At 69.0% G+C, this 19,202-nt stretch carries 18 protein-coding genes and 3 pseudogenes; 3 read left to right on the forward strand and 18 right to left on the reverse strand.

What is annotated here, in order from left to right; translation table 11 throughout:
* Window positions 1–15: 15 nt before the first annotated feature.
* A pseudogene (locus EST54_RS19760) lies at window positions 16–313 on the forward strand (transposase); the annotation flags it as partial.
* Here EST54_RS19760 and aceA read toward each other — a convergent pair.
* The 14 genes and pseudogenes from aceA to EST54_RS19830 form a co-directional block, all read right to left on the reverse strand.
* Window positions 310–1,596: an isocitrate lyase gene (gene aceA / locus EST54_RS19765; protein ID WP_129248961.1), complete on the reverse strand. Its 1,287-nt coding sequence runs from the start codon at window positions 1,594–1,596 to the stop codon at window positions 310–312. The pseudogene EST54_RS19760 and the gene aceA overlap by 4 nt on opposite strands.
* A gap of 63 nt (window positions 1,597–1,659) precedes the next feature.
* Window positions 1,660–2,883 carry a methionine adenosyltransferase gene (metK, locus tag EST54_RS19770; RefSeq protein ID WP_129248962.1) on the reverse strand — a complete coding sequence of 408 codons (1,224 nt, stop codon included), beginning with the start codon at window positions 2,881–2,883 and terminating at the stop codon, window positions 1,660–1,662.
* Window positions 2,884–2,940: 57 nt separating this feature from the next.
* Window positions 2,941–3,732 carry an S-methyl-5'-thioadenosine phosphorylase gene (locus EST54_RS19775; protein WP_129248963.1) on the reverse strand — a complete coding sequence of 264 codons (792 nt, stop codon included), beginning with the start codon at window positions 3,730–3,732 and terminating at the stop codon, window positions 2,941–2,943.
* Window positions 3,729–4,925 carry an aminotransferase class I/II-fold pyridoxal phosphate-dependent enzyme gene (locus tag EST54_RS19780; protein WP_129248984.1) on the reverse strand — a complete coding sequence of 399 codons (1,197 nt, stop codon included), beginning with the start codon at window positions 4,923–4,925 and terminating at the stop codon, window positions 3,729–3,731. Before EST54_RS19780 ends, EST54_RS19775 begins: the two co-directional genes overlap by 4 nt.
* Window positions 4,926–4,930: 5 nt before the next feature.
* The gene (mtnC, locus tag EST54_RS19785) at window positions 4,931–5,650 is read right to left on the reverse strand and encodes an acireductone synthase (protein WP_129248964.1); all 720 of its coding nucleotides are present in this window, start codon (window positions 5,648–5,650) and stop codon (window positions 4,931–4,933) included.
* Complete coding sequence (locus tag EST54_RS19790; RefSeq protein WP_129248965.1) at window positions 5,647–6,237, reverse strand: 1,2-dihydroxy-3-keto-5-methylthiopentene dioxygenase; 591 nt, start codon at window positions 6,235–6,237, stop codon at window positions 5,647–5,649. Before EST54_RS19790 ends, mtnC begins: the two co-directional genes overlap by 4 nt.
* Window positions 6,234–6,908, reverse strand: coding sequence for a methylthioribulose 1-phosphate dehydratase (gene mtnB, locus EST54_RS19795; RefSeq protein WP_129248966.1), 675 nt, complete (start codon window positions 6,906–6,908; stop codon window positions 6,234–6,236). Before mtnB ends, EST54_RS19790 begins: the two co-directional genes overlap by 4 nt.
* 14 nt (window positions 6,909–6,922) lie before the next feature.
* Window positions 6,923–8,050, reverse strand: a complete 1,128-nt coding sequence (locus EST54_RS19800) for an aromatic ring-hydroxylating oxygenase subunit alpha (protein ID WP_129248967.1) — start codon at window positions 8,048–8,050, stop codon at window positions 6,923–6,925.
* Between the two features lie 51 nt (window positions 8,051–8,101).
* Window positions 8,102–8,899, reverse strand: a complete 798-nt coding sequence (locus tag EST54_RS19805; RefSeq protein ID WP_129248968.1) for a class I SAM-dependent methyltransferase — start codon at window positions 8,897–8,899, stop codon at window positions 8,102–8,104.
* Window positions 8,896–9,774 (reverse strand): class I SAM-dependent methyltransferase, encoded by an 879-nt coding sequence (locus EST54_RS19810; protein ID WP_129248969.1) that lies wholly within the window; start codon window positions 9,772–9,774, stop codon window positions 8,896–8,898. The genes EST54_RS19805 and EST54_RS19810 overlap by 4 nt, the downstream gene beginning before the upstream one ends.
* Before the next feature lies 1 nt (window position 9,775).
* Window positions 9,776–10,897 carry an NAD(P)-dependent oxidoreductase gene (locus tag EST54_RS19815; protein WP_129248970.1) on the reverse strand — a complete coding sequence of 374 codons (1,122 nt, stop codon included), beginning with the start codon at window positions 10,895–10,897 and terminating at the stop codon, window positions 9,776–9,778.
* 71 nt (window positions 10,898–10,968) lie between these two features.
* Window positions 10,969–11,376, reverse strand: a complete 408-nt coding sequence (gene speD, locus EST54_RS19820) for an adenosylmethionine decarboxylase (protein ID WP_129248971.1) — start codon at window positions 11,374–11,376, stop codon at window positions 10,969–10,971.
* Between the two features lie 276 nt (window positions 11,377–11,652).
* Window positions 11,653–11,991, reverse strand: a pseudogene (locus tag EST54_RS19825) (transposase); the annotation flags it as partial.
* A 49-nt stretch (window positions 11,992–12,040) separates the two neighbouring features.
* A complete protein-coding gene (locus EST54_RS19830; RefSeq protein WP_129248972.1) occupies window positions 12,041–12,538 on the reverse strand; it encodes a DUF1772 domain-containing protein in 498 nt (165 codons plus the stop codon).
* A gap of 343 nt (window positions 12,539–12,881) precedes the next feature.
* Here EST54_RS19830 and EST54_RS36360 point away from each other — a divergent pair.
* Window positions 12,882–13,613: pseudogene (locus EST54_RS36360) on the forward strand (IS5 family transposase); the annotation flags it as partial.
* A gap of 422 nt (window positions 13,614–14,035) precedes the next feature.
* On the opposite strand, the gene EST54_RS19845 reads toward EST54_RS36360, so the two are convergent.
* The 3 genes from EST54_RS19845 to EST54_RS34465 form a co-directional block, all read right to left on the reverse strand.
* Complete coding sequence (locus EST54_RS19845) at window positions 14,036–15,127, reverse strand: glycosyltransferase family 2 protein (protein ID WP_129248973.1); 1,092 nt, start codon at window positions 15,125–15,127, stop codon at window positions 14,036–14,038.
* Window positions 15,128–15,410: 283 nt separating this feature from the next.
* Window positions 15,411–16,616 (reverse strand): S8 family peptidase, encoded by a 1,206-nt coding sequence (locus tag EST54_RS19850; RefSeq protein WP_129248974.1) that lies wholly within the window; start codon window positions 16,614–16,616, stop codon window positions 15,411–15,413.
* A gap of 223 nt (window positions 16,617–16,839) precedes the next feature.
* Window positions 16,840–17,088, reverse strand: coding sequence for a hypothetical protein (locus tag EST54_RS34465; protein WP_129248975.1), 249 nt, complete (start codon window positions 17,086–17,088; stop codon window positions 16,840–16,842).
* Window positions 17,089–17,280: 192 nt separating this feature from the next.
* Here EST54_RS34465 and EST54_RS19860 point away from each other — a divergent pair, with 192 nt between their 5' ends.
* Window positions 17,281–18,171, forward strand: coding sequence for a phosphotransferase enzyme family protein (locus EST54_RS19860; RefSeq protein WP_129248976.1), 891 nt, complete (start codon window positions 17,281–17,283; stop codon window positions 18,169–18,171).
* Window positions 18,172–18,268: 97 nt separating this feature from the next.
* Here EST54_RS19860 and EST54_RS19865 read toward each other — a convergent pair whose 3' ends face one another.
* Window positions 18,269–18,988: a 3'-5' exonuclease gene (locus EST54_RS19865; protein ID WP_129248977.1), complete on the reverse strand. Its 720-nt coding sequence runs from the start codon at window positions 18,986–18,988 to the stop codon at window positions 18,269–18,271.
* Window positions 18,989–19,202 lie beyond the last annotated feature (214 nt).

Below are 19,202 nucleotides of genomic sequence, written 5' to 3' on the forward strand. Positions count from 1 at the left end.
GTGCCGCCGGCCGCTGCCACCGACGTCCCGGTCTACTTCTGCGCCCCTGCCAGTCCCTGGCAGCGCGGCTCCAACGAGAACACCAACGGCCTGCTGCGCAGTACTTCCCCAAAGCACCGACCCTTCAGTCCACACCCGCAAGCACCTTGCAGCCGTCGCCGCCGAACTCACAGGCCGTCCACGCAAAACGCTCGGCTGGGAAACCCCAGCCGAGCGCCTGCATAAACTGCTCGCGGCTGATCAACACGACCACGTGTTGCAACGCCCCTTAGAAGCCGCCGACCCGGCGGAGGGGCCTAGGGGAAGCGTCTAGTGGAACTGCTCTTCCTCGGTGGAGCCGCGCAGCGCCGTGGTGGCGGATGCGGGGTTGACAGCAGTGGAGACCTGGTCGAAGTAGCCGGTGCCGACCTCGCGCTGGTGCTTGACCGCGGTGAAGCCGTACTCCTGGGCGGCGAACTCCCGCTCCTGGAGGTCGACATACGCGGTCATGCCCTGGTCGGCGTAGCCACGGGAGAGGTCGAACATCGCGTGGTTGAGGGAGTGGAAGCCGGCCAGGGTGATGAACTGGAAGCGGTAGCCCATCGCGGCCAGCTCCCGCTGGAACTTGGCGATCTGGTCGTCGTCCAGCGCCGCCTTCCAGTTGAAGGACGGCGAGCAGTTGTAGGAGAGCATCTGGTCCGGGTACTGCGCGTGGATGGCCTCGGCGAACTCCCGGGCCTGGGCGAGGTCGGGCGTACCGGTCTCCATCCACAGGAGATCCGCGTACGGGGCGTAGGCCAGCCCTCGGGCGATCACCGGCGCCATCCCCGGCTCGACCCGGTAGAAGCCCTCCGCGGTGCGCTCCCCCGTGCAGAACCGGGCGTCCCGCTCGTCCACATCGCTGGTCAGCAGGTTCGCCGCCAGCGCGTCCGTACGGGCCACCAGCAGCGTCGGCACATCGGCGATGTCGGAGGCCAGGCGGGCCGCATTGAGCGTGCGGATGTGCTGGCCGGTGGGCACCAGCACCTTGCCGCCGAGGTGCCCGCACTTCTTCTCCGAGGCCAGCTGGTCCTCGTAGTGGATGCCCGCGGCGCCCGCCGCGATCATGGCCTTGGTCAGCTCGAAGGCGTTGAGCGGACCGCCGAAACCGGCCTCCGCGTCCGCCACGATCGGCGCCAGCCAGTCCGTGGTGTCCTCCCCGCCCTCGGCCGCGGCGATCTGGTCCGCCCGCAGCAGCGCGTTGTTGATCCGGCGCACCACGGTCGGCACCGAGTTGACCGGGTACAGGCTCTGGTCGGGGTAGGTGTGCCCGGACTGGTTGGCGTCCGCCGCGACCTGCCAGCCGGAGAGGTAGATCGCCTGCAGCCCGGCTTTCACCTGCTGCACCGCCTGGCCGCCTGTCAGCGCGCCCAGCGCGTGGATGTAGTCCCGCTCGTGCAGCTGGCGCCACAGCCGCTCAGCACCGCGCCGCGCCAGCGTGTGCTCCTCCCGCACACTGCCGCTCAGCCGTACGACCTCCGCCGCCGAGTATGTACGCTCCACGCCCGCCCAGCGGGGGTCGGTCTGCCATTTCTGCGTCAGCGCCGTTGCCGCGGCGGCCTGCTGAACAGTGGTCATGTCCGCTCCTTCGTCATCTAATGAGGGGTTCCCCGATGAGGGGTCAGAGGCGAGCGTGTGGCGTCAGCAGCCCGCGGCCTTGCGGAGGGCGTCCACGCGGTCGGTGCGCTCCCAGGTGAAGTCCTCCAGCTCGCGGCCGAAGTGGCCGTAGGCGGCGGTCTCCGCGTAGATCGGGCGGAGCAGGTCGAGGTCGCGGATGATCGCGGCCGGGCGCAGGTCGAAGACCTCACCGATGGCCTGCTCGAACTTGTCGGTGTCGACGGTGGCGGTGCCGAAGGTCTCGACGAAGAGACCGACCGGCTCGGCCTTGCCGATGGCGTAGGCGACCTGGACCTCGCAGCGCGAGGCCAGACCGGCGGCCACCACGTTCTTCGCGACGTAGCGCATCGCGTAGGCCGCCGAGCGGTCGACCTTGGACGGGTCCTTGCCGGAGAACGCGCCGCCACCGTGACGGGCCATCCCGCCGTACGTGTCGATGATGATCTTCCGGCCCGTGAGGCCCGCGTCGCCCATCGGGCCGCCGACCTCGAAGCGACCGGTCGGGTTCACCAGGAGACGGTAGCCGTCGGTGTCCAGCTTGATGCCGTCCTCAACCAGCTGCTTGAGGACGTGCTCGACCACGAACTCACGGATGTCCGCGGCCAGGAGCGAGTCCAGATCGATCTCAGAAGCGTGCTGCGAGGAGACCACCACCGTGTCAAGGCGCGCTGCCTCGTCGCCGTCGTACTCGATGGTGACCTGCGTCTTGCCGTCGGGACGCAGATACGGGACCGTGCCGTTCTTGCGGACCTCCGACAGCCGCCGGGAGAGCCGGTGCGCGAGGTTGATCGGGAGCGGCATCAGCTCCGGGGTCTCGTCGCAGGCGTAGCCGAACATCAGGCCCTGGTCGCCCGCGCCCTGCTTGTCCAGCTCGTCCCCTGCCACGCCGGACGCGGCGCCCTCGACACGGTTCTCGTACGCGGTGTCGACACCCTGGGCGATGTCCGGGGACTGCGCACCGATGGACACCGAGACGCCACAGGAGGCGCCGTCGAAGCCCTTCTTGGACGAGTCGTAACCGATGTCCAGGATCTTGTTGCGGACGAGGGCGGGGATGTCGGCGTACGCCTTCGTGGTCACCTCGCCGGCCACGTGCACCAGACCGGTGGTGATCAGGGTCTCCACAGCGACCCGGGAGGCAGGGTCCTGCTTCAGGAGGGCGTCGAGAATCGTGTCGCTGATCTGGTCGGCGATTTTGTCGGGGTGGCCCTCGGTGACGGACTCCGAGGTGAACAGAGGGGAAGGCATAGCGGTTCCTCTGGTGCGCGTCGGGTGGCTGGGTAACAGGTGGGCGGGAGAGAGGAGTTACAGGACTCCCGGCTTCAGCAGAGCGCAGCCGCAGTCGCGTTCACCCGGCATCAGGGCGACCAGCTCGTCCAGTACGTCCCGCAGTCGTCCCAGGTTGCCGGCGAAGGCCTGCATGACCTCTTCCTGGGTCACGCCCTCCCCGGTCTCGATTCCCGCGTCGAGATCGGTCACGAGGGACAACGGCGTGTAGCAGAGGCCCAGTTCACGGGCGAGTACGGCCTCGGGGTGAGCCGTCATCCCGATGATCGTCCAGCCCTGCGCCGCGTACCACTGGGACTCCGCGCGCGTGGAGAAGCGCGGGCCCTCGATGACGACCTGCGTGCCGCCGTCCACCGGCGGCCAGCCGGTCTTGTCGGCGGCCTGCAGCGCGGTGCGCCGGCCCGCAGGGCAGTAGGGGTCGGCGAAGGGGGTGTGCGCGACATTGGGGCAGTCGAAATAGGTCTGTGCCCGGCTCGTCGTACGGTCGACGATCTGGTCGGGCACGACGAGACTGCCGGGCGGCACGGACGGGGTGAGGCTGCCGACCGCGCCGACGCCGATCACCTGGGTGACACCGGCCTTCTGCAGGGACCACATATTGGCGCGGTAGTTGATCAGGTGCGGGGCGTACTGATGGTGGCGGCCGTGCCGTGGCAGGAAGGCGACCCGGCGCCCGGCCAGTTCACCGATGGTCAGCGGCGCGACGGCTTTCCCGTACGGTGTGTCCGGATAGACCTCGTGGCTGTCCTCAAGGAGTGAGTACAGCCCCGAACCGCCGATGATCCCGATCTCGGCCTGGGGGTCGGTCATATGAGCTCCCAGTGCGGTGGTGAAGGCATGGGTGGCGCGGCGATGGACTGGGCGGCCTTCTCCAGGAGGCCGCGCTCTTTGCAGAAGGCGAAGCGGACAAGGTGGCGGCAGCTTTCGCCCGCGGTGGAGAACGCGCTGGTCGGGATCGCCACGACGTTGCGCCGAAGCGGCAGCGTGCGGCAGAAATCGGCGGCATCCGCCGCGCCGGTTCCCGAGACGTCGGCCTGGAGGAAGTAGCCGCCCTCCGCGCGGATCACCTCGATACCGGCCCGGCGTAATCCGGTGGTCAAGAGGTCGCGCTTGTCCTGCAGTTGGCCGCACAGCCGCTCGACCCACGCCTCTTCCCGGTCCAGCGCGTGCGCCACCGCGTCCTGCAGCGGTGCCCCGCCGGCGAAGGTCAGATACTGCTTCACCGACCGCACGGCGGCGACCAGGGCCGCGGGACCGCAGGCCCAGCCCACCTTCCAGCCGGTGAGGCTGAAGGTCTTGCCCGCCGAGGACACCGACAGGGTCCGCTCGCGCATTCCGGGGAGCGAGGCGAGCGACAGATGCCGTGTGCCGTCGTACGTCAGGTACTCGTAGACCTCGTCCGTCACGGCGACCAGGTCGTGGCGGCGGCAGAGCCCGGCGACGGCCTCCAGCTCGTCGCGCGTGAAGACCTTGCCGGTGGGGTTGTGCGGGGTGTTGAGCAGCACCAGCCGGGTGCGGGGCGATACGGCGCGCTCCAGATCGGCGGGGTCCAGACCGAAGCGGTCGACACCGCGGCGCAGCGGCACCCGGCGGCAGACGGCGCCCGCCAGGTCGGCGGACGCCTGGTAGGCGTCGTAGCAGGGGTCGAAGACGATGATCTCGTCCCCCGGGTCGCACAGCGCCAGGACCGCCGCCGTGACGGCCTCGGTCGCGCCCGTCGTGACCACGACCTCGTCGGCCGGGTCGTAGGACAGGCCGTAGCGCCGCAGCCGCTGCCGCGCGACGGCGCTCCGCAGCGCGGGCGTGCCGGCGAGCGGCGGGTACTGATTGGCGCCGGTGACGAGTGCCTCGCGGGCTCGGTCGATGACGGCACGCGGGCCGTCGGTGTCGGGAAAGCCCTGGCCCAGGTTGATCGCTCCGGTGCGCTGCGCCAGTTCGGTCAGCTCGGTGAAGACCGTCGTACCGAGGGCGGCCGCCCGGCGGGCCGTGCGGACCGGGATCATGTCGGTCACAGCTGGGCCTCCTCCGCCACGGCGAGGAGGTTGCGGTAGACCGGGTGACCGGTGGCCGGCGGCCGGGCGGAGTCCGCCGGGCCGCCTTCCTCCGGGCGGACCACCCACGCCGTACGCCAGCCGGCCGTGCGTGCCGCGTCGAGTTCCGCCACGGTGTCCGATGCGAACAGCACCTGCCGGACGGGGACGCCGACGCTCCGGGTGATGGCCCGGTACGAGTCCGGGGAACGCTTGCCGCCCGCGGTGCGGGTGTCGAAGTGGCCGGACAGCCGGCTGCGGAGGTCCCCGAACTGGGTGTGCGCGAAGAGCTGCCGCTGAGCCTGCACCGACCCGGAGGAGTAGATGTAGATCTGTGCGCCGCCATTGAGCCACTTCCGCAGGGCCAGCAGCGTGTCGGCGTACACATGGCCCGACAGCTCCCCGCTGTCGTAGCCGGCCGTCCAGATCAGCCCCTGGAGCTCCTTGAGTGGGGCCACTTTCCGGTCGGCGTCCGCCCACTCGGTCAGGGCGCGCACGGCCTCTTTGTCGTCCCCGCCCGCCGGGCGGCCGCCGATGCGGTCGACGTCGTCGAGGATCGCCCGGGTCTCTTTCTCGTGGCCGTGCTCGGCCACCCAGTCGGCGATCCGGGCGCGGGCGTAGGGGAAGAGCACTCCGTAGACATGCTCGGTGGCGCTGGTGGTGCCCTCGACGTCGAGCACCACCGCGGCGGCGGTCATGCTGCGGCTCCCACCGCGGCGTTGAGATCGTCCAGGCTGGGGAAACGCCCGGCGATGCTGTCGGGGAGGAATTCACCGACCCAGCCGTCCTCCTCCTGGAAGAAGCGGATGGCCGTGAAGCGGGGCCGGCTGCCCATGTCGAACCAGTGGACGGTGCGCTCGGGGACCGAGATCAGATCGCCCGCCGTGCACACCGTCGCGTAGACGAGGTTGCCCACGTGCAGGTAGAAGCAGCCGCTCCCCTCCACGAAGAAGCGCACCTCGTCCTCGGTGTGGAAGTGCTCCTCCAGGAAGGCCGACCGGGCCTTTTGCGCCCGGTCGGGCCAGCCGGGGTCCGAGGGGTCGGGGTGCAGCCGTACGACGTCGACGAGGCGGTAGCCCCCCTGGGCGCTGATGCGGTCGATTTCGCTGCGGTAGGCGTCCTTGACGGCGTCGGAATCGGCGCCGGGCGGCTGCGGGTCCGTGGTGCTCCACCGTTCGAACCGGACGTCGATGGCGGCGAGTTCCTCGCGGATGCGTTCCGGGGACTGGGTGCGCAGGCGCGGCCGGTCCGGCGCGTCGACCGACATCACGTGCAGATATGTCACAGTACGTCCTCCTGTTCGTGAGCGGCGGTGCCGCCGGCCAGGAGCACGAGGCGGCAGAGCATCTCCACGCACTCCAGGCGGTTGGTGGCCTCGGTCAGATCGCGCCCCCACGTCGTCACCCCATGGCGCGAGATGAGCAGCGCGGGCACGGCGGGGCCCGGCGCGGCGCGCAGATGCGCCACCAAATCACCGGCGATGCGCGGGACGTCGGACCGGTTGGCGAAGACGGGGACGGCCACCCGCGAGGGGTCAGGCACGCCGAGCCCCTTGGCCAGCTCCCAGTCGTCGAAGGCGACCTGACCGGCCGCTCCGGGCCCGGAGGCCACGGTCGTCGCGTACGGCGCGTGGGCGTGCACCACAGCGCCGGCCTCGGGCACCTCCCGGTAGACCGCCAGGTGGATGGAGGTCTCGGCGGACGGGCGTTCGCTCTCCCCGTGCAGCGGCCGGCCGTCGTCGAGGGCGACGACGACCGTGTCCTGCCGCGACATGGTGCCCTTGGCCCGGCCGCTCGCCGAGATCACGATGCCCTCGCCGGTCCGTACGGACACGTTGCCGGCCGTGCCCGGCATCCAGCCCCGCCGGTAGAGATCCCGGCATGCGGTGGCCACCTCACCGCGCTCCAGTGCGAGGCCGGTGCCCGCCCGACGGAGCGGGGCGCTGGCGTGCTGCATCTTCACTCCCGTGGTCACGGCTCTCCAAAGGCCTTGGTGAACCAGTCGTGGAACGCGGACCCGATGTGGTGCTCGTGCGGGACGAGCACCCCGCCGGGCTCGTAGACACGGGACTTCATGTTGACCTGGCAGCGTTCGCAGGCCTCGAAGTCCTGCTGGTTGATGCGGTGGAACAGCTCCACCGAGTGGTCCAGCGCGGCGCCGCTGTCGGGTACGTCCTTGGCGTAGAGCCAGTCGCACTCGACGATCGTGCGGTCCACCGCCACCGGGAACATCCGGTGGAAGATCACATGGTCCGGCACCAGGTTGATGAAGACCTGCGGGTTGATGGTGACGCCCCAGTACTTGCGGTCCTGCTCCTCGGTGACATCGGGGAGCTTGCCGAAGCCGCCGGTGCCGTCGAGCGTGAAGGCCTCGGCGTCCTCGCCGAAGCTGATGCCCCGGCCCACGTAGTGCTGGGCCGCGTACCCCTTGGCGTACTCGGTCACCACACCGACGAACTCTGGGTGGATGGAGGCGCAGTGGTAGCACTCCATGAAGTTCTCGATGACGATCTTCCAGTTGGCCTTGACCTCGTAGCTGATGCGCCGGCCGACTTTGAGGTCGGGGATCGCCCAGTTGTCGATGGCGGTCTCGTCGGCGAACCGCTCGGTGACCGTGCGGATGACGGTGTCCTCGAAGGACGGCGGTTCCTCGGCGAGGCAGACCCAGGCGTAGCCGAGGTACTCCCGCACATGGACCTGTTTCAGGCCCCACTCCACCGGGTCGATGTCGGGCATCTTCGCGATGTGCGGGGCGGTGACGAGTTTGCCGTCCAGGCCGTAGGTCCAGGAGTGGTAGGAGCACCGGAAGTTGCGTTTGACCTCGCCGTACTCCTCGGGGCACAGGCGTGTGCCGCGATGCCGGCAGACGTTCAGGAACGCCCGCAGCGCACCGTCGTGGCCCCGCACCACGATCACGTTCTCCTTGCCGACCTGGGCGGTACGGTATTTGCCCGGCGCGTCCAGGTCGGAGAGGTGGGTGAAGCCCCACCAGTACGGGTGGAAGAGCCGGTCCTGCTCTTGGTCGAATATCTGCGCGTCGCTGTAGTAGCGCCCGGGGAGGGTCGAGATCAGACTCGCCGGCAGCTGAGGAGCCGTCACGCTGGGTCCTTCCTTTCGTGATCGCCGTGGAGCGCGCGATGGGTCGTACGGTCAGCCCACGGGCTCGGCCGACCACACGATGAGCGCGTCGTACAGTTCGTCGCCCTTGATGGGGCACAGCCGGCTGGCGCGCAGCCGCAGACCGGCCTCGCGGACGGCCGTGGCCACGAGCTCCTCGGTCAGATAGGTGTTGTCGTGGCCCTCGCTGGTGATGAGCCGTGCGCTGCGGATCCAGTCCGCGCCGATGACCCGGCCGCCCGGCCGTACGTGCTCGCGCAGGTGCTGGAAGCACTCGCGGTAGCCCCGCTCGGTCGGCGCGAGGCCGAACAGCCCGAATTCTGTGACGAGGTCGAAGCGTTCGCCCGCGAACTCCGCTGGCCAGGGGCTCATCGCGTCGAAGACGTGATAGCCGCCGATCCGGCCGCGCATCTGCTCCAAGTGGCCGGGATCCCGGCCGTAGCGGTCCAGGACCTGCTCGTAGCTGCGGGGCACGTCCTTGCTCTCGGCGAACTCCCGCAGGACGGCGACAGCTTCCGGTGCGGCGTCCGCACTGCGGACCGACCGGATGCCGGTGAGGGCCAGGGACCAGAACAAGGTGGAGGGCCCGGATCCCAGGTCCAGCCAGTCGCCACCGGCGCCGGACTCGGCGAGGGTGTCGAGGATGTCCTCCGTGCCCATGCCCAGGACGAAGTCGCCCTGGAAGAACTCGGTGAAGTATCCGCGGTAGTACGCCAGCCGCTCGGGGTCCAGCGCTGCCTGGCCGCCAGCCGCCGGAGCGGCGGGGCGCAGGCCGCCCGAGCGTACGCTGTCCCTGCTCACGCCGGTGGTGCTCACGCTGTCGGTACTCACGAGTCCTCCTGGCCGGTCGCGGAGCGGAGGAGCGTGATCATGCGCGCGGCCCCGGGGGTCCACGGCGTACCCGAGTAGTCGCGGGCCATGCCGGCGATGCGCAGCCCCGCCTGCCCCGCCAGCCCGGCGATCTCCTCCCGCGTGTAGCGGCGCAGCCGGATCCAGGACTCCCACCGGTCCAGCACGCGCTCGTCCTCGCCCAGCCGGTAGTGGTAGTCGATACGCGTTCTGGCGCCGCCCTCGTCGTGCTGCCGGCGGGAGCGCTCCAGCCAGCGCGGGCCCTGGAGCGTGCGGCGCCACTCGTGGAACAGCGTCCCGTCCTCGATCGCCGGGTCGAAGTAGTCCGGGAGGGCCGGGTTCTGGTGGTGACGGTCTTGCTTGTCGCGACGGTCGTGCTTGTCGGCCGCGAACGTATGCAGATCCAGCAGCAGCGTGCCGCCGGGGGCCAGCTGCCGGGCCAGCGCCGACAGTGCCTGCTCGGCGTCGCCGGGGGCCTCCACCAGCTGGAAGGCTTCCTGGGGTACGAGGATCAGGTCGAAGCGACGCCCGAAGTCCAGCTTCCGCAGGTCGGCCTGTGCCGCTGTGGCGCGGTCCGTCGCCCCGGCGGCGGCTATGCGCTCGCCGACGCGCTGGACCATGGCGGGCTCCAGGTCGGCGCAGAGCACCTGGCGGCCGGTCGCCAGCAGCCAGTCCAGGTTGCGTCCGGCGCCGCAGGGGATCTCCAGGACGGACTGCACCTTGTCGGTGACCAGGCCCTTGAGGAACTCCTGGTCGACGGTGGTGCGGTACTCGACCTCGTAGAAGCGGGCCCGCTCCACGTAACCGCCCTGCCGCGCACTGCGGTTGGTGGTGACGGTGGCTTCCCCGGTCGCCATGTCAGCGGCTCCCGGCCGACGCGAGGTCGCTCTCTTGGGCCATGTGGCGTTCGATCTCGTAATGGGTCATCCGGCCACCGTCGGTGATCATTCCGTTGACGGCGGTGGGGGCCGGACGGCCGTCGTACAGCGAGTGTCCGAGCTCGATCAGATACGGGGTGATCAACGGGCTCACGGCGCGCGAGGCGGTGTAGGGCACCGACCCGGGCATGGCGTCGATCTTGCAGTGCAGCACCCCGAACCGCTCGTAGACCGGGTCGACGTGGGTGGTCTGGCTGGGGAACGTCGGCAGATAGCCGCTGCCGTAGCCGACCGTGACATCGACGATCATCGAGCCGGCCTTCATCCGGCGGACCAGGTCCTCGTCGATCATCGGCGGGGTGTCGTACGTCGAGATGAGGATGGCGCCCACCACCAAGTCGGCCTGCTCCACCTCTCGTTCGAGCACCTTGGGGGTGTTGAGGTGGCAGGTGACGCCCGGTACGGAGGCGGCGAAGCGGCGCAGGCGCTCGCGGTTGGTCCCCAGGACCACGACATCGGCACCCAGGGCCTGTGCCGTGCGGGCGGCGGCGGCACCGGCGTTGCCGTAGCCGATGACGACGACGCGGGGCGGCGCCACGTGCGGCATGTCGGCCAGGAGGACGCCAGAACCGCCGATGTGGCTCTGCAGGTGGTACGCCGCGTAGAGGACGGCCAGCTTGCCAGAGATCTCGCTGTCGGGAACGGCGAGCGGGAAGACGTCCTGGGGAGTCTTGAAGAACTCGTAGGCATACGCCTGGGTGCCGGTGTCCAGGAGCTTACGGGTCAGCTCGGCATTGCCCTCCGCGTGGAAGAACGCGCCCAGCCGCAGCCCCTCGCGCAGGTACTGGTACTCGTGCGGTCCCGGCGCCTTGTACTTCAGGACGAAATCCGAATCCCGCCAGGCCTGTTCGGTGGTGACGATATTCGCCCCGGCCTCTTTGTACGCGGAATCCGGAGCGCCCGTCTCGGAACCCGCGCCGGACTCGACCAGAACGTCGAAGCCGGCGTCACTGAATTCCTTGGCCTGGTCCGGCAGGATGATGACGCGCTTTTCCCCTGCCCGGGTTTCCTTGAGGATGGAAACGATCTTCTGTGCGGTCATACTGAGCCTCCCTTGTCGAAATGCGGTGTGCCTGTCTCACAGTGCAGATCAGTCTTGCCGGCGGAGGCCGGTCAGTCGGTGTTGATGCCCCGCTTCAGCTCGGCCACCTGGATGTGGGACGGGTTGAACGCCTTGCACAGGACCGGTATGGCCTTGCGCGGGTCGGCGTCGCCACAGGTGAACACGTCGGCGGCCGCGTAGCCGTTCTCGGGCCAGCAGTGGATGGAGAGATGGGACTCGCTGAGGATGGCGACCCCGGTCAGCCCCTGGGGAGCGAAGCGGTGCATCTTCAGCTCCAGTAGATGGGCGCCACAGGCATCCACGGCTTCACGCAATGCGGCGCTGACGATGCTTTCATCATCGAGCGATTCCGCACCCCAGAGATCAAGGGTGATGTGCACCCCGGCGTACTGCAGTCCGTAATCGTCCACCTGGTACTCACCCGGGGACTTGATAAGCGCTTCGGATACCACGGACATCGTTTTGCTCCTACCTACTTGCGGCGTGCCGAGGTCGCTTTCACAGGAGGCATCGGTACGTCCTGGCCGCGACCACGGAACCGGCTGTTCGGAAGATCTATTTCGTATCGCGGTGACAACTGAAGCAGCCGGCCATACCCGGGCGATCATTTTTCCCTAACGAACCACTATTCCGCCGCCGCTGACCTGCGAGGACATCGCCGGAAAACAGGTTCCACCCGAGCCTTGGGGCAGGCTCGGTGGAGGTCATGGGTGTCCGGCGGGGAGCGGCGAGTCGCGCGGCCCGGCGGCGTGCTGATGGGCCCGGGCGACCGTTGAGTCCACGCTGACATCCCACGTGATCAGGCCCTTCGCATCGGCCTCGGCCTGCAGCCGCACGAAGATGCGCTGCCAAGTGCCGTCGCGTTGCCGGCGCCGGAACAGGTCGTAAACCCGGTCCCATGGGCCGTACCGCTCCGGCAGGTCGCGCCATGGAGCCCCGGTCCGAGTCCGCCACCGTATGCCGTCGATCAACTGCCGCCGCGTCCACGTCGGCGGACGCCCAAGCCTCTTGCCCCGCGGCAACAGCGGCTCCGGCCGAGCCCACTGGCTGTTTGTCAGATCACCTCGCCCCACGCCAGTGATCATCCACATCCACGGCCTTGATCGACTTTCGCAACACTCCCTAGGACTTGTCCGCCCGATCATGTTCAGGGCGAGTGACCGGACGCAGCTCGCGGACGGCGAGGACGATCAGCAGGCCAAAGGCTGCGAGGGCGGCGAGCGTGCGCATGGTGTTGAACAACTCCCAGCGCCCCAGGATCTCTGCGTGCTCCGCCGGGGCTGAGGTAACCGCCCATCGCTTGACCCGTCCGTTGATCGGCACGTTGCCGAACCGGGTTATCAGGAAGGAAGCGAGGGTCAGCAGACTTGCCGCACCCGCGATCAGACGGGCGCGGCCGCCTGTCAGGACGGCGAGGGCCAGGGAACTGAGGAACGCCGTGCCCATCGCCGCCTGCATGGTGATGCCGTTCATCTTCATCAGTTCGGCATGGAACGACAGCCGCATGCCGAGCGGTACGGCATTGAAGGTGGGGACGAGATTGGCCGCGCCGTAGCCAAACGCGCCGGCGAGGAGGCCGGTGGAGAGCAGGGCGAGTCCGTGGACGATTCTGATGCGCATGTTCGTCGGTTCCAGTGCGTTGGCTCTTGGGGGCGTGTGGTCGGCTCTGGTAGGTGATGAGCAGGGTGCCGGGGCTGCCACCAACGCGGGGTTCGGCGGCGTCTCCATGAATGCAAGAGTTGCGGGGTACCCGCTATAAGTCCAAGATCTTGATCTTCTGGCATCCAGAACCGTCTGTTATGGCCCTCGGTACCTGTGGTACTTGGGACTTGTCCGGTCGTTCAGGTGACTGCTCCGTGGTCAGGTCGTTGATGTGGACATGTGGCGGGGCGATCTGAGTGATACCGAGTGGGACCGGCTGCGGCCGCGTCTGCCGGTCAGTAACAGGCGTTGCGGCCGGTGACGGGACCATCGACAGGTGATCGACGGGAATCTGCACCGGGTTCGGACCGGTGTGCAGTGGCGGGACCTGCCGGAACGGTTTGGGCCATGGAAGACGGTCTATGAACGCCATCGGCTGTGGTCGGCCGACGGGACCTGGGAGCGTCTACTTCAGCAGGTCCAGGCGGCAGAGGATGCGGCCGGTGAAATCGACTGTGACATCTCGGTTGACTCCATCATCGTGCGCGCACATCAGCACGCGGCGGGCGCTCGTACCGATCCGCCGCCGGCGCCCGCCTCAAAAGGGGCCGAAACGCCAGAACACCAGAACGAGGCGCCGTGGCCAGCCCTGCACGCCCGCCTGGCGGAGGTGGTGCGGGAAGTGGGGGCCTGGGTCGCTCGCGCGGCGGGTTCACCACCAAGCTCCATCTGAGCACGGACGGCCGCTGCCGCCCGCTGTCCCTGGTGGGTTACGCCAGGTCAGCGAGCGAACTGCACCCGGTGCAAGCCGGTGTTGGAGAAGATCCGCGTTCCACGACTTTGGCCGGGCAGGCCCCGCAAGAAGCCTGACAGTGTTGCGGCGGACAAGGCCTACGGCAACGGACCCTGCCGCGACTACCTGATGCGCCGGGGCATCCGACACGCCATCCCTGAGAACACCAACAGCCAGGCCGCCCGCCTGCGCAAAGGCTCACGCGGCGGACGAGCCACCCGGCTTCGAAGAAGAGCGGTACAAAAAACGCAACACCGTTGAACGAGCCATCGACTGAAGCAGAACCGAGCCGTGGCCACTCGCGACGACAAGCGCCGCTATGTCTACCTCGGCACCGCTACCGTTGCCGCCCTCACCATCTGGCTCCGGACGTGATCGGCCGGACAGCGCCTAGCTGACGCCTGGTCAGGAAGGTCAGCAACGAGTCAGCATCAGCCCTGCCATACCTGGTTTCAGCCTGCCGCACGTGCACATGCCGAAAGTGACGCAGGAACCAGCCCTGACCTGCATGTTTGCCGCCCCACCTGGGAAGATCGTAGGGCCACTCCCCCAGGGCATGCAGGTGAAATCCATGTCCTCGACGATGGTGCGTTCGGGGAAGCCGCCGACAGCCATCAGATCGTCGCGCCGGAAGACGGAGCAGCAACCCGAGCAGACCATGGGGCTGTTGGCGCGGGCTCGAGTCACCCCGTCCCGGCGAGGGCCGTTCGCGTCGTCGGGGCATCGGCCCGTCCCTTCTCGTAGACGGTGAGCCCCCGTGAAAGGTGGAGCGGTACCAGGAGCAGTTCCACGAGGAGGGCCTTCCAGGCGTAGATGAGGTTGACGGCCTTGGTGGCGTAGACGCAGGGGATGTTCAACAGGACGGTGGGCAGCGGGAGTTTGCGGCGGTGGGCGGCGTAGAGGAGGGGTGGGAGGGTCAGGAGGAGTTCGGCTCCGGCCCACCAGCCGAAGGCGAGCGCCGGTGGCTGATCGGTCGTCGCGGCGATGACGAAGGGCGTGGCCCACCAGAGCGGTGCGGTGAGGATCTCCAGGAGGGCCAGCAGTACCCAGACCGCCAGCAGGGGTTTGTGGACGATCAGGCGACCGAGGTGGAGCCGGACGTTCTGGCAGAAGCCGGCCATCCAGCGCCAGACCTGTTTGCGGAGGTAGGTGAGGTCTTCCGGGTCGGCGGCGAGGGCTACGGCGTCGGAGACGTAGACCGCGCGTCTGCCCGCGATCTGCTGGGACCACGTGAAGTCCATGTCCTCGACGATGGTGCGTTCGGGGAAGCCGCCGAAGGCCATCAGATCGTCGCGCCGGAAGACGGAGCAGCAACCCGAGCAGACCATGGGGCTGTTGGCGCGGGCCTGGATGGGGCGGTGCCAGTGGAAGCCGAAGAGATACTCGGTGGAGCGTCCGCGCTCCCAGAGCGTACGGGTATGGCGGGTGCGGACGGTGCCTGCCGCGACGGCGACACCGGGGTCCTCGAAGACGGGAACGACGGTCTCGATGTAGTCCGGCGCGAGGACGGTGTCCGCGTCGACGGCCAGTACGAGGTCGGTGGTGCACTGTGGCAGGGCGAAGTTCTGCGCCTTGGCCTTGCTGCCCAGATTGTGCGGCGGGCGCAGTACGGTCACGCCGTGTGCGGCCGCCACCTCGCCCGTACGGTCCGTGGAAGCGTCGTCCACGACCAGGATCCGGTCAGGCCGGACGGTTTGCCGTGCGAGGGACTCCAGCGTGGCCGGCAGCCCCTCCTCCTCGTTGTGAGCGGGCACGATGACGGTGATGGTGTGCAACTCGATCTCCCCCTGTCTTGCGGATCGCGCCGACTACGACCATGACCAGTCCGATCACGCCGTAGACAATGGTGCTGATGCCGATGAACGGCAGTCCTCCGTGCATGTCACCGACGGTAGTGACATGACGCGACGGATGGTTCCGGAGGCTTCCTCCTGTGGATAACTCGGCGGCGGAAGCGTCGGGTTGGGGGAAGGGAACGTCCGACACGACGACGCCGGCCGTCGCGCCCCGTGGGGGCGGGCGCGACGGCCGGCGCGTGGAGCTGAGGCGGCGAGGTGGTTACTCGACGACCTTCAGCAGCTTGTTGGGCGTGCCCTTGGTCGGGTTCGTGATCTTGTCGGTGGTGGCGCCGTCGGTCAGGGCCTTCTCCACGTCCGCCGGCTTGGCGTCCTTGTGACCGGCCAGGTAGACCGCGGCGGCGCCGACGACGTGCGGGGTCGCCATGGAGGTACCGGAGATGGTCTTCGTGGCGTCGTCGCCGGTGTTCCAGTCCGAGGTGATGTCGGAACCGGGCGCGTAAAGGTCCACCGCGCTACCGAAGTTGGAGAAGTCGGACTGCTGGTCGTCCTTGGTGCTGGAGGCCACGGTGATGGCTTCCTTCACCCGCGCCGGAGAGCTCTGGCCCGCGTCGGCGTGCTCGTTGCCCGCCGCGACACCGAAGGTGACACCGGCGTCGATGGCCTTCTTCACGGCCGTGTCCAGCGCCTCGTCCACGCCGCCGCCGAGCGACATGTTGGCGACCGACGGACCCTTGTGGTTCTTGGTGACCCAGTCGATGCCCGCGACGACCTGCTCGGTGGTGCCGGAGCCCTGACCGTCGAGGACCTTGACGGCAACGACCTTGGCCTTCTTGGCGACACCGTGCTCGGTACCGGCGATGGTGCCCGCGACGTGCGTGCCGTGCCCGTTGTCGTCCTCGGCCTTGTCGCTCTTGTCGATGGCGTTGAAGCCGTACGACGCACGGCCGCCGAAGTCCTTGTGGCTGATGTGGATGCCGGTGTCGATGACGTACGCGGTGACGCCCGCACCCGCGCTGTCGGGGTAGTTGTACTTCTTGTCGCCCTTGGCGTCCGCCTGGTCGATGCGGTCCAGGCCCCACGACGGCGGGTTGGCCTGGCTGCCGTCGATGTGGAACTTCTTGTTCTGTACGACCTTGTCGACGGCCGGGTCGGCGGCGAGGCGCTTGGCCTCCTCGTCGCTCAGACCGGTCGTGGAGAAGCCGTCGATGGCGGAGGAGAAGCTCCGCTTGACCTTGCCGCCGTACTTGGCGGCGAGGTCGCCGCTCTCCGCAGTACGGATCGACTTCTTCAGCATGACGATGTAGCTGCCGTTGACGGCGCCCTTGGCCTCGGCTCCGTAGATCTTTCCTTCGGCGGCAGGCGACGCCCCCGCGGTGACCGCGGTGACGGTTGCGATACCAGTAGCGGCTACCGCGGCGCTTATCGCCGTGATGAGCCGCTTCTTGCTGGAACGCTTGTGAGCCATTGCGAGGGTTCTCCTCGTTCGTGGTGTGGGGGGAAAGCGTTGCGCAATAGCCCGAGGAGACCGGAAGATCTGCGTCGGACTGGCACGAACCCTGTCTGATTGATCAGTCCGATTTCAAGGCCAGCCCGGTCGTGTGAGATAAGCAACAACCTGCCCCAAAAGGGAAAGGCTTCAGAAGTGGTCAAAAGGCCCAAGGAGTTGAAGCCGAGGGACTCAACTCCGTTTACATGAATGCAATGGAAGTAGTTGAAGGCGATGCGAACGGCACCTGGGAGGCCAGGAGTTGGGCTCCAGCAGACTGGCGCCGGGGCGAGGCGTCCGTCAGCGCTGGTAGGTAGCGGGCCGGCGCCGGATTGCCACCCTTGACGAGCCGCTTCCGCAGGACGTCCAGGTCGATGGCGCCGCTGTCGTACTCCTGGAGGCCGGGAGTGGTGATCTCGCCCTTCCACTCCACCCACTCCTCCCAGTTCACCCACTCCACATAGCTGCGGACGTGGATTGCCGGCCGGAATATCGGGGGGGGATTGCCGGGCGGATTGCCGGCCGGATTCCCGGGTGGATTGCCGGGTGGATTGCCGAGGGGATCCGCCCGCCCGGCAGGTCTCCGGAGCCGCCGGGAGGACCTGCGACACTGGTCGCGTTCCCGCACCGCAGGAGGCATCCGATGACCGCACCGAGCCCCGCCGCCTTCACGGAGGCGCGCGCCCGGGACGTCCTGGCCGCGGCCGGGCGGCCCGACGCGGCGGCCGACGCCGAGTTGCTCGCGCTCGGCGAGAATGCTGTCTTCGCCCTCGGTGACCACGGGACGGTCGTGCGGGTGGGCCGCAGCGCCGAACTCCTGGAGCGGGCCGAGCGGGAACTGGGCGTGGCGCAGTGGCTGGCGGCCGAGGGCGTACCGGCCGTACGGGCCGCGGAGCCGGTGGCCACCCTCGTCGACGGGCATCCCGTCACCTACTGGCAGCGGCTGCCGGCGGCCGTCCGCCCCGCCTCGCCCGACGATCTGGCCGCGCTGCTGAAGCTGGTCCACTCGCTGCCGGAGCCGCCGTTCGCACTCCCCCGGCGCGCACTGCTCGGTGGCGTCGAGCGCTGGCTGCGGCTGGCCGGCGATGCCGTGTCGGCCGCGGACGCGGAGTATCTGCGCGGGCGGCGGGACGCCTTCGAGGCCGCCGCTTCGGCCCTGGAGCCGCGGCTGCCCCGGGGGCCCATCCACGGCGATGCGCTGCCCCGCAATGTGCACATCGGGCCCGACGGACCGGTGCTGGTCGACCTGGAGACCTTCTCCTGCGATCTGCGGGAACACGACCTGGTCGTGATGGCGCTGAGCCGGGACCGCTACGGCCTGTCCCCGGAGGCCTACGACAGCTTTGTCTCCGCCTACGGCTGGGACGTACGGGACTGGGAGGGCTGCGCCGTGCTGCGCGGGGCGCGGGAGACGGCGAGCTGCGCCTGGGTGTCCCAGCGCGCGCCCGGCAACCCCGCGGCACTCACGGAATTCCGGCGCCGGATCGTCTCGTTGCGCGACAAGGACGCGACCGTCCGGTGGTACCCCTTCTGACGCTGAGCCGGCGGCCCGGGCAGCCGGCGCTCCCGGCCGGGGCGGGAGCGCCCTGGCAGCTTCGGCGGCGCTCAGACGCCGACCTGGTACGGAATCATCAGACGCCGGCCTGGTACGGAATCAGCGGCCAGGCCGGCTCGACTATCGCCCCCGGGTCTCCGGTGCGCCGCAAATACTCCTGGAACGAGGCGGCTTGTTCGGCGGCCGCCTGCTCCTGAAGGGCGTGCAGCGCCCGGGGCGACGGGAGGGCGACGGCCGGATACTTCTCCCCGATGCGCCGGGCGACCCCGGCCGCCGCGGCGGCGTCGGCACCCGCTTCGTGGGCACCGTCGAGCCGGACGCCGTAGTGACCGCAGAGCGCCTGCAGGGCGCGCTTCCCCTTGCGGTAGCGGTCGACGTGTTTGTCCAGGACGAGGGGGTCGATGACCGGCGCGGGGGGATGCCCGAGCCGTTCGGTCAGGGTCCGCAGGCCGTACCGCCGGCACTCGCGGTCCAGCAGCGAGAGGTCATAGCGGGCATTCATCACCACCAGCGGGATGTCCGCGCGCAGGGCCTCGGCCAGCGCCTCGGTGATTTCCGCTATGGCGTCCGCCGGCGGACGTCCGTGCGCTTGGACATATGTGGTCGAAATGCCGTGAATGGCCGCGGCTTCCTCGGGAATCGGCACACCCGGATCGAGCAGCCAGGTCAGCTTCTCGGCGACCCGGCCGTCCCCCTCCAGCCGGATCAGGGCGGCGGTGACGATGCGGTCCTGCTCGACGTCGGTGCCTGTGGTCTCCAGGTCGAAGCTGACCAGCAGCTCCTGATGCCAGCTCATGCGGCCTCCTTCGGTGGTACTTCCCCCGTGCCCGGTCACTCTCGCACGCACCACTGACAATCGACCGGCCACCCGTCGCCCGCAGCGGCCCCCGGCCCCGGGCCCCACGCCTCAGCTCCGGCTCGGCCCGGCCCGGCCCGGCCGCCGCGCGCTCCTCGAACATCCGGTACATGGAGGGGGTGACGATCACCCCAGGACTCACACAGTTCGCGGT

The organism is Streptomyces sioyaensis, assembly GCF_004122735.1.
Lineage (GTDB): Bacteria > Actinomycetota > Actinomycetes > Streptomycetales > Streptomycetaceae > Streptomyces > Streptomyces sioyaensis.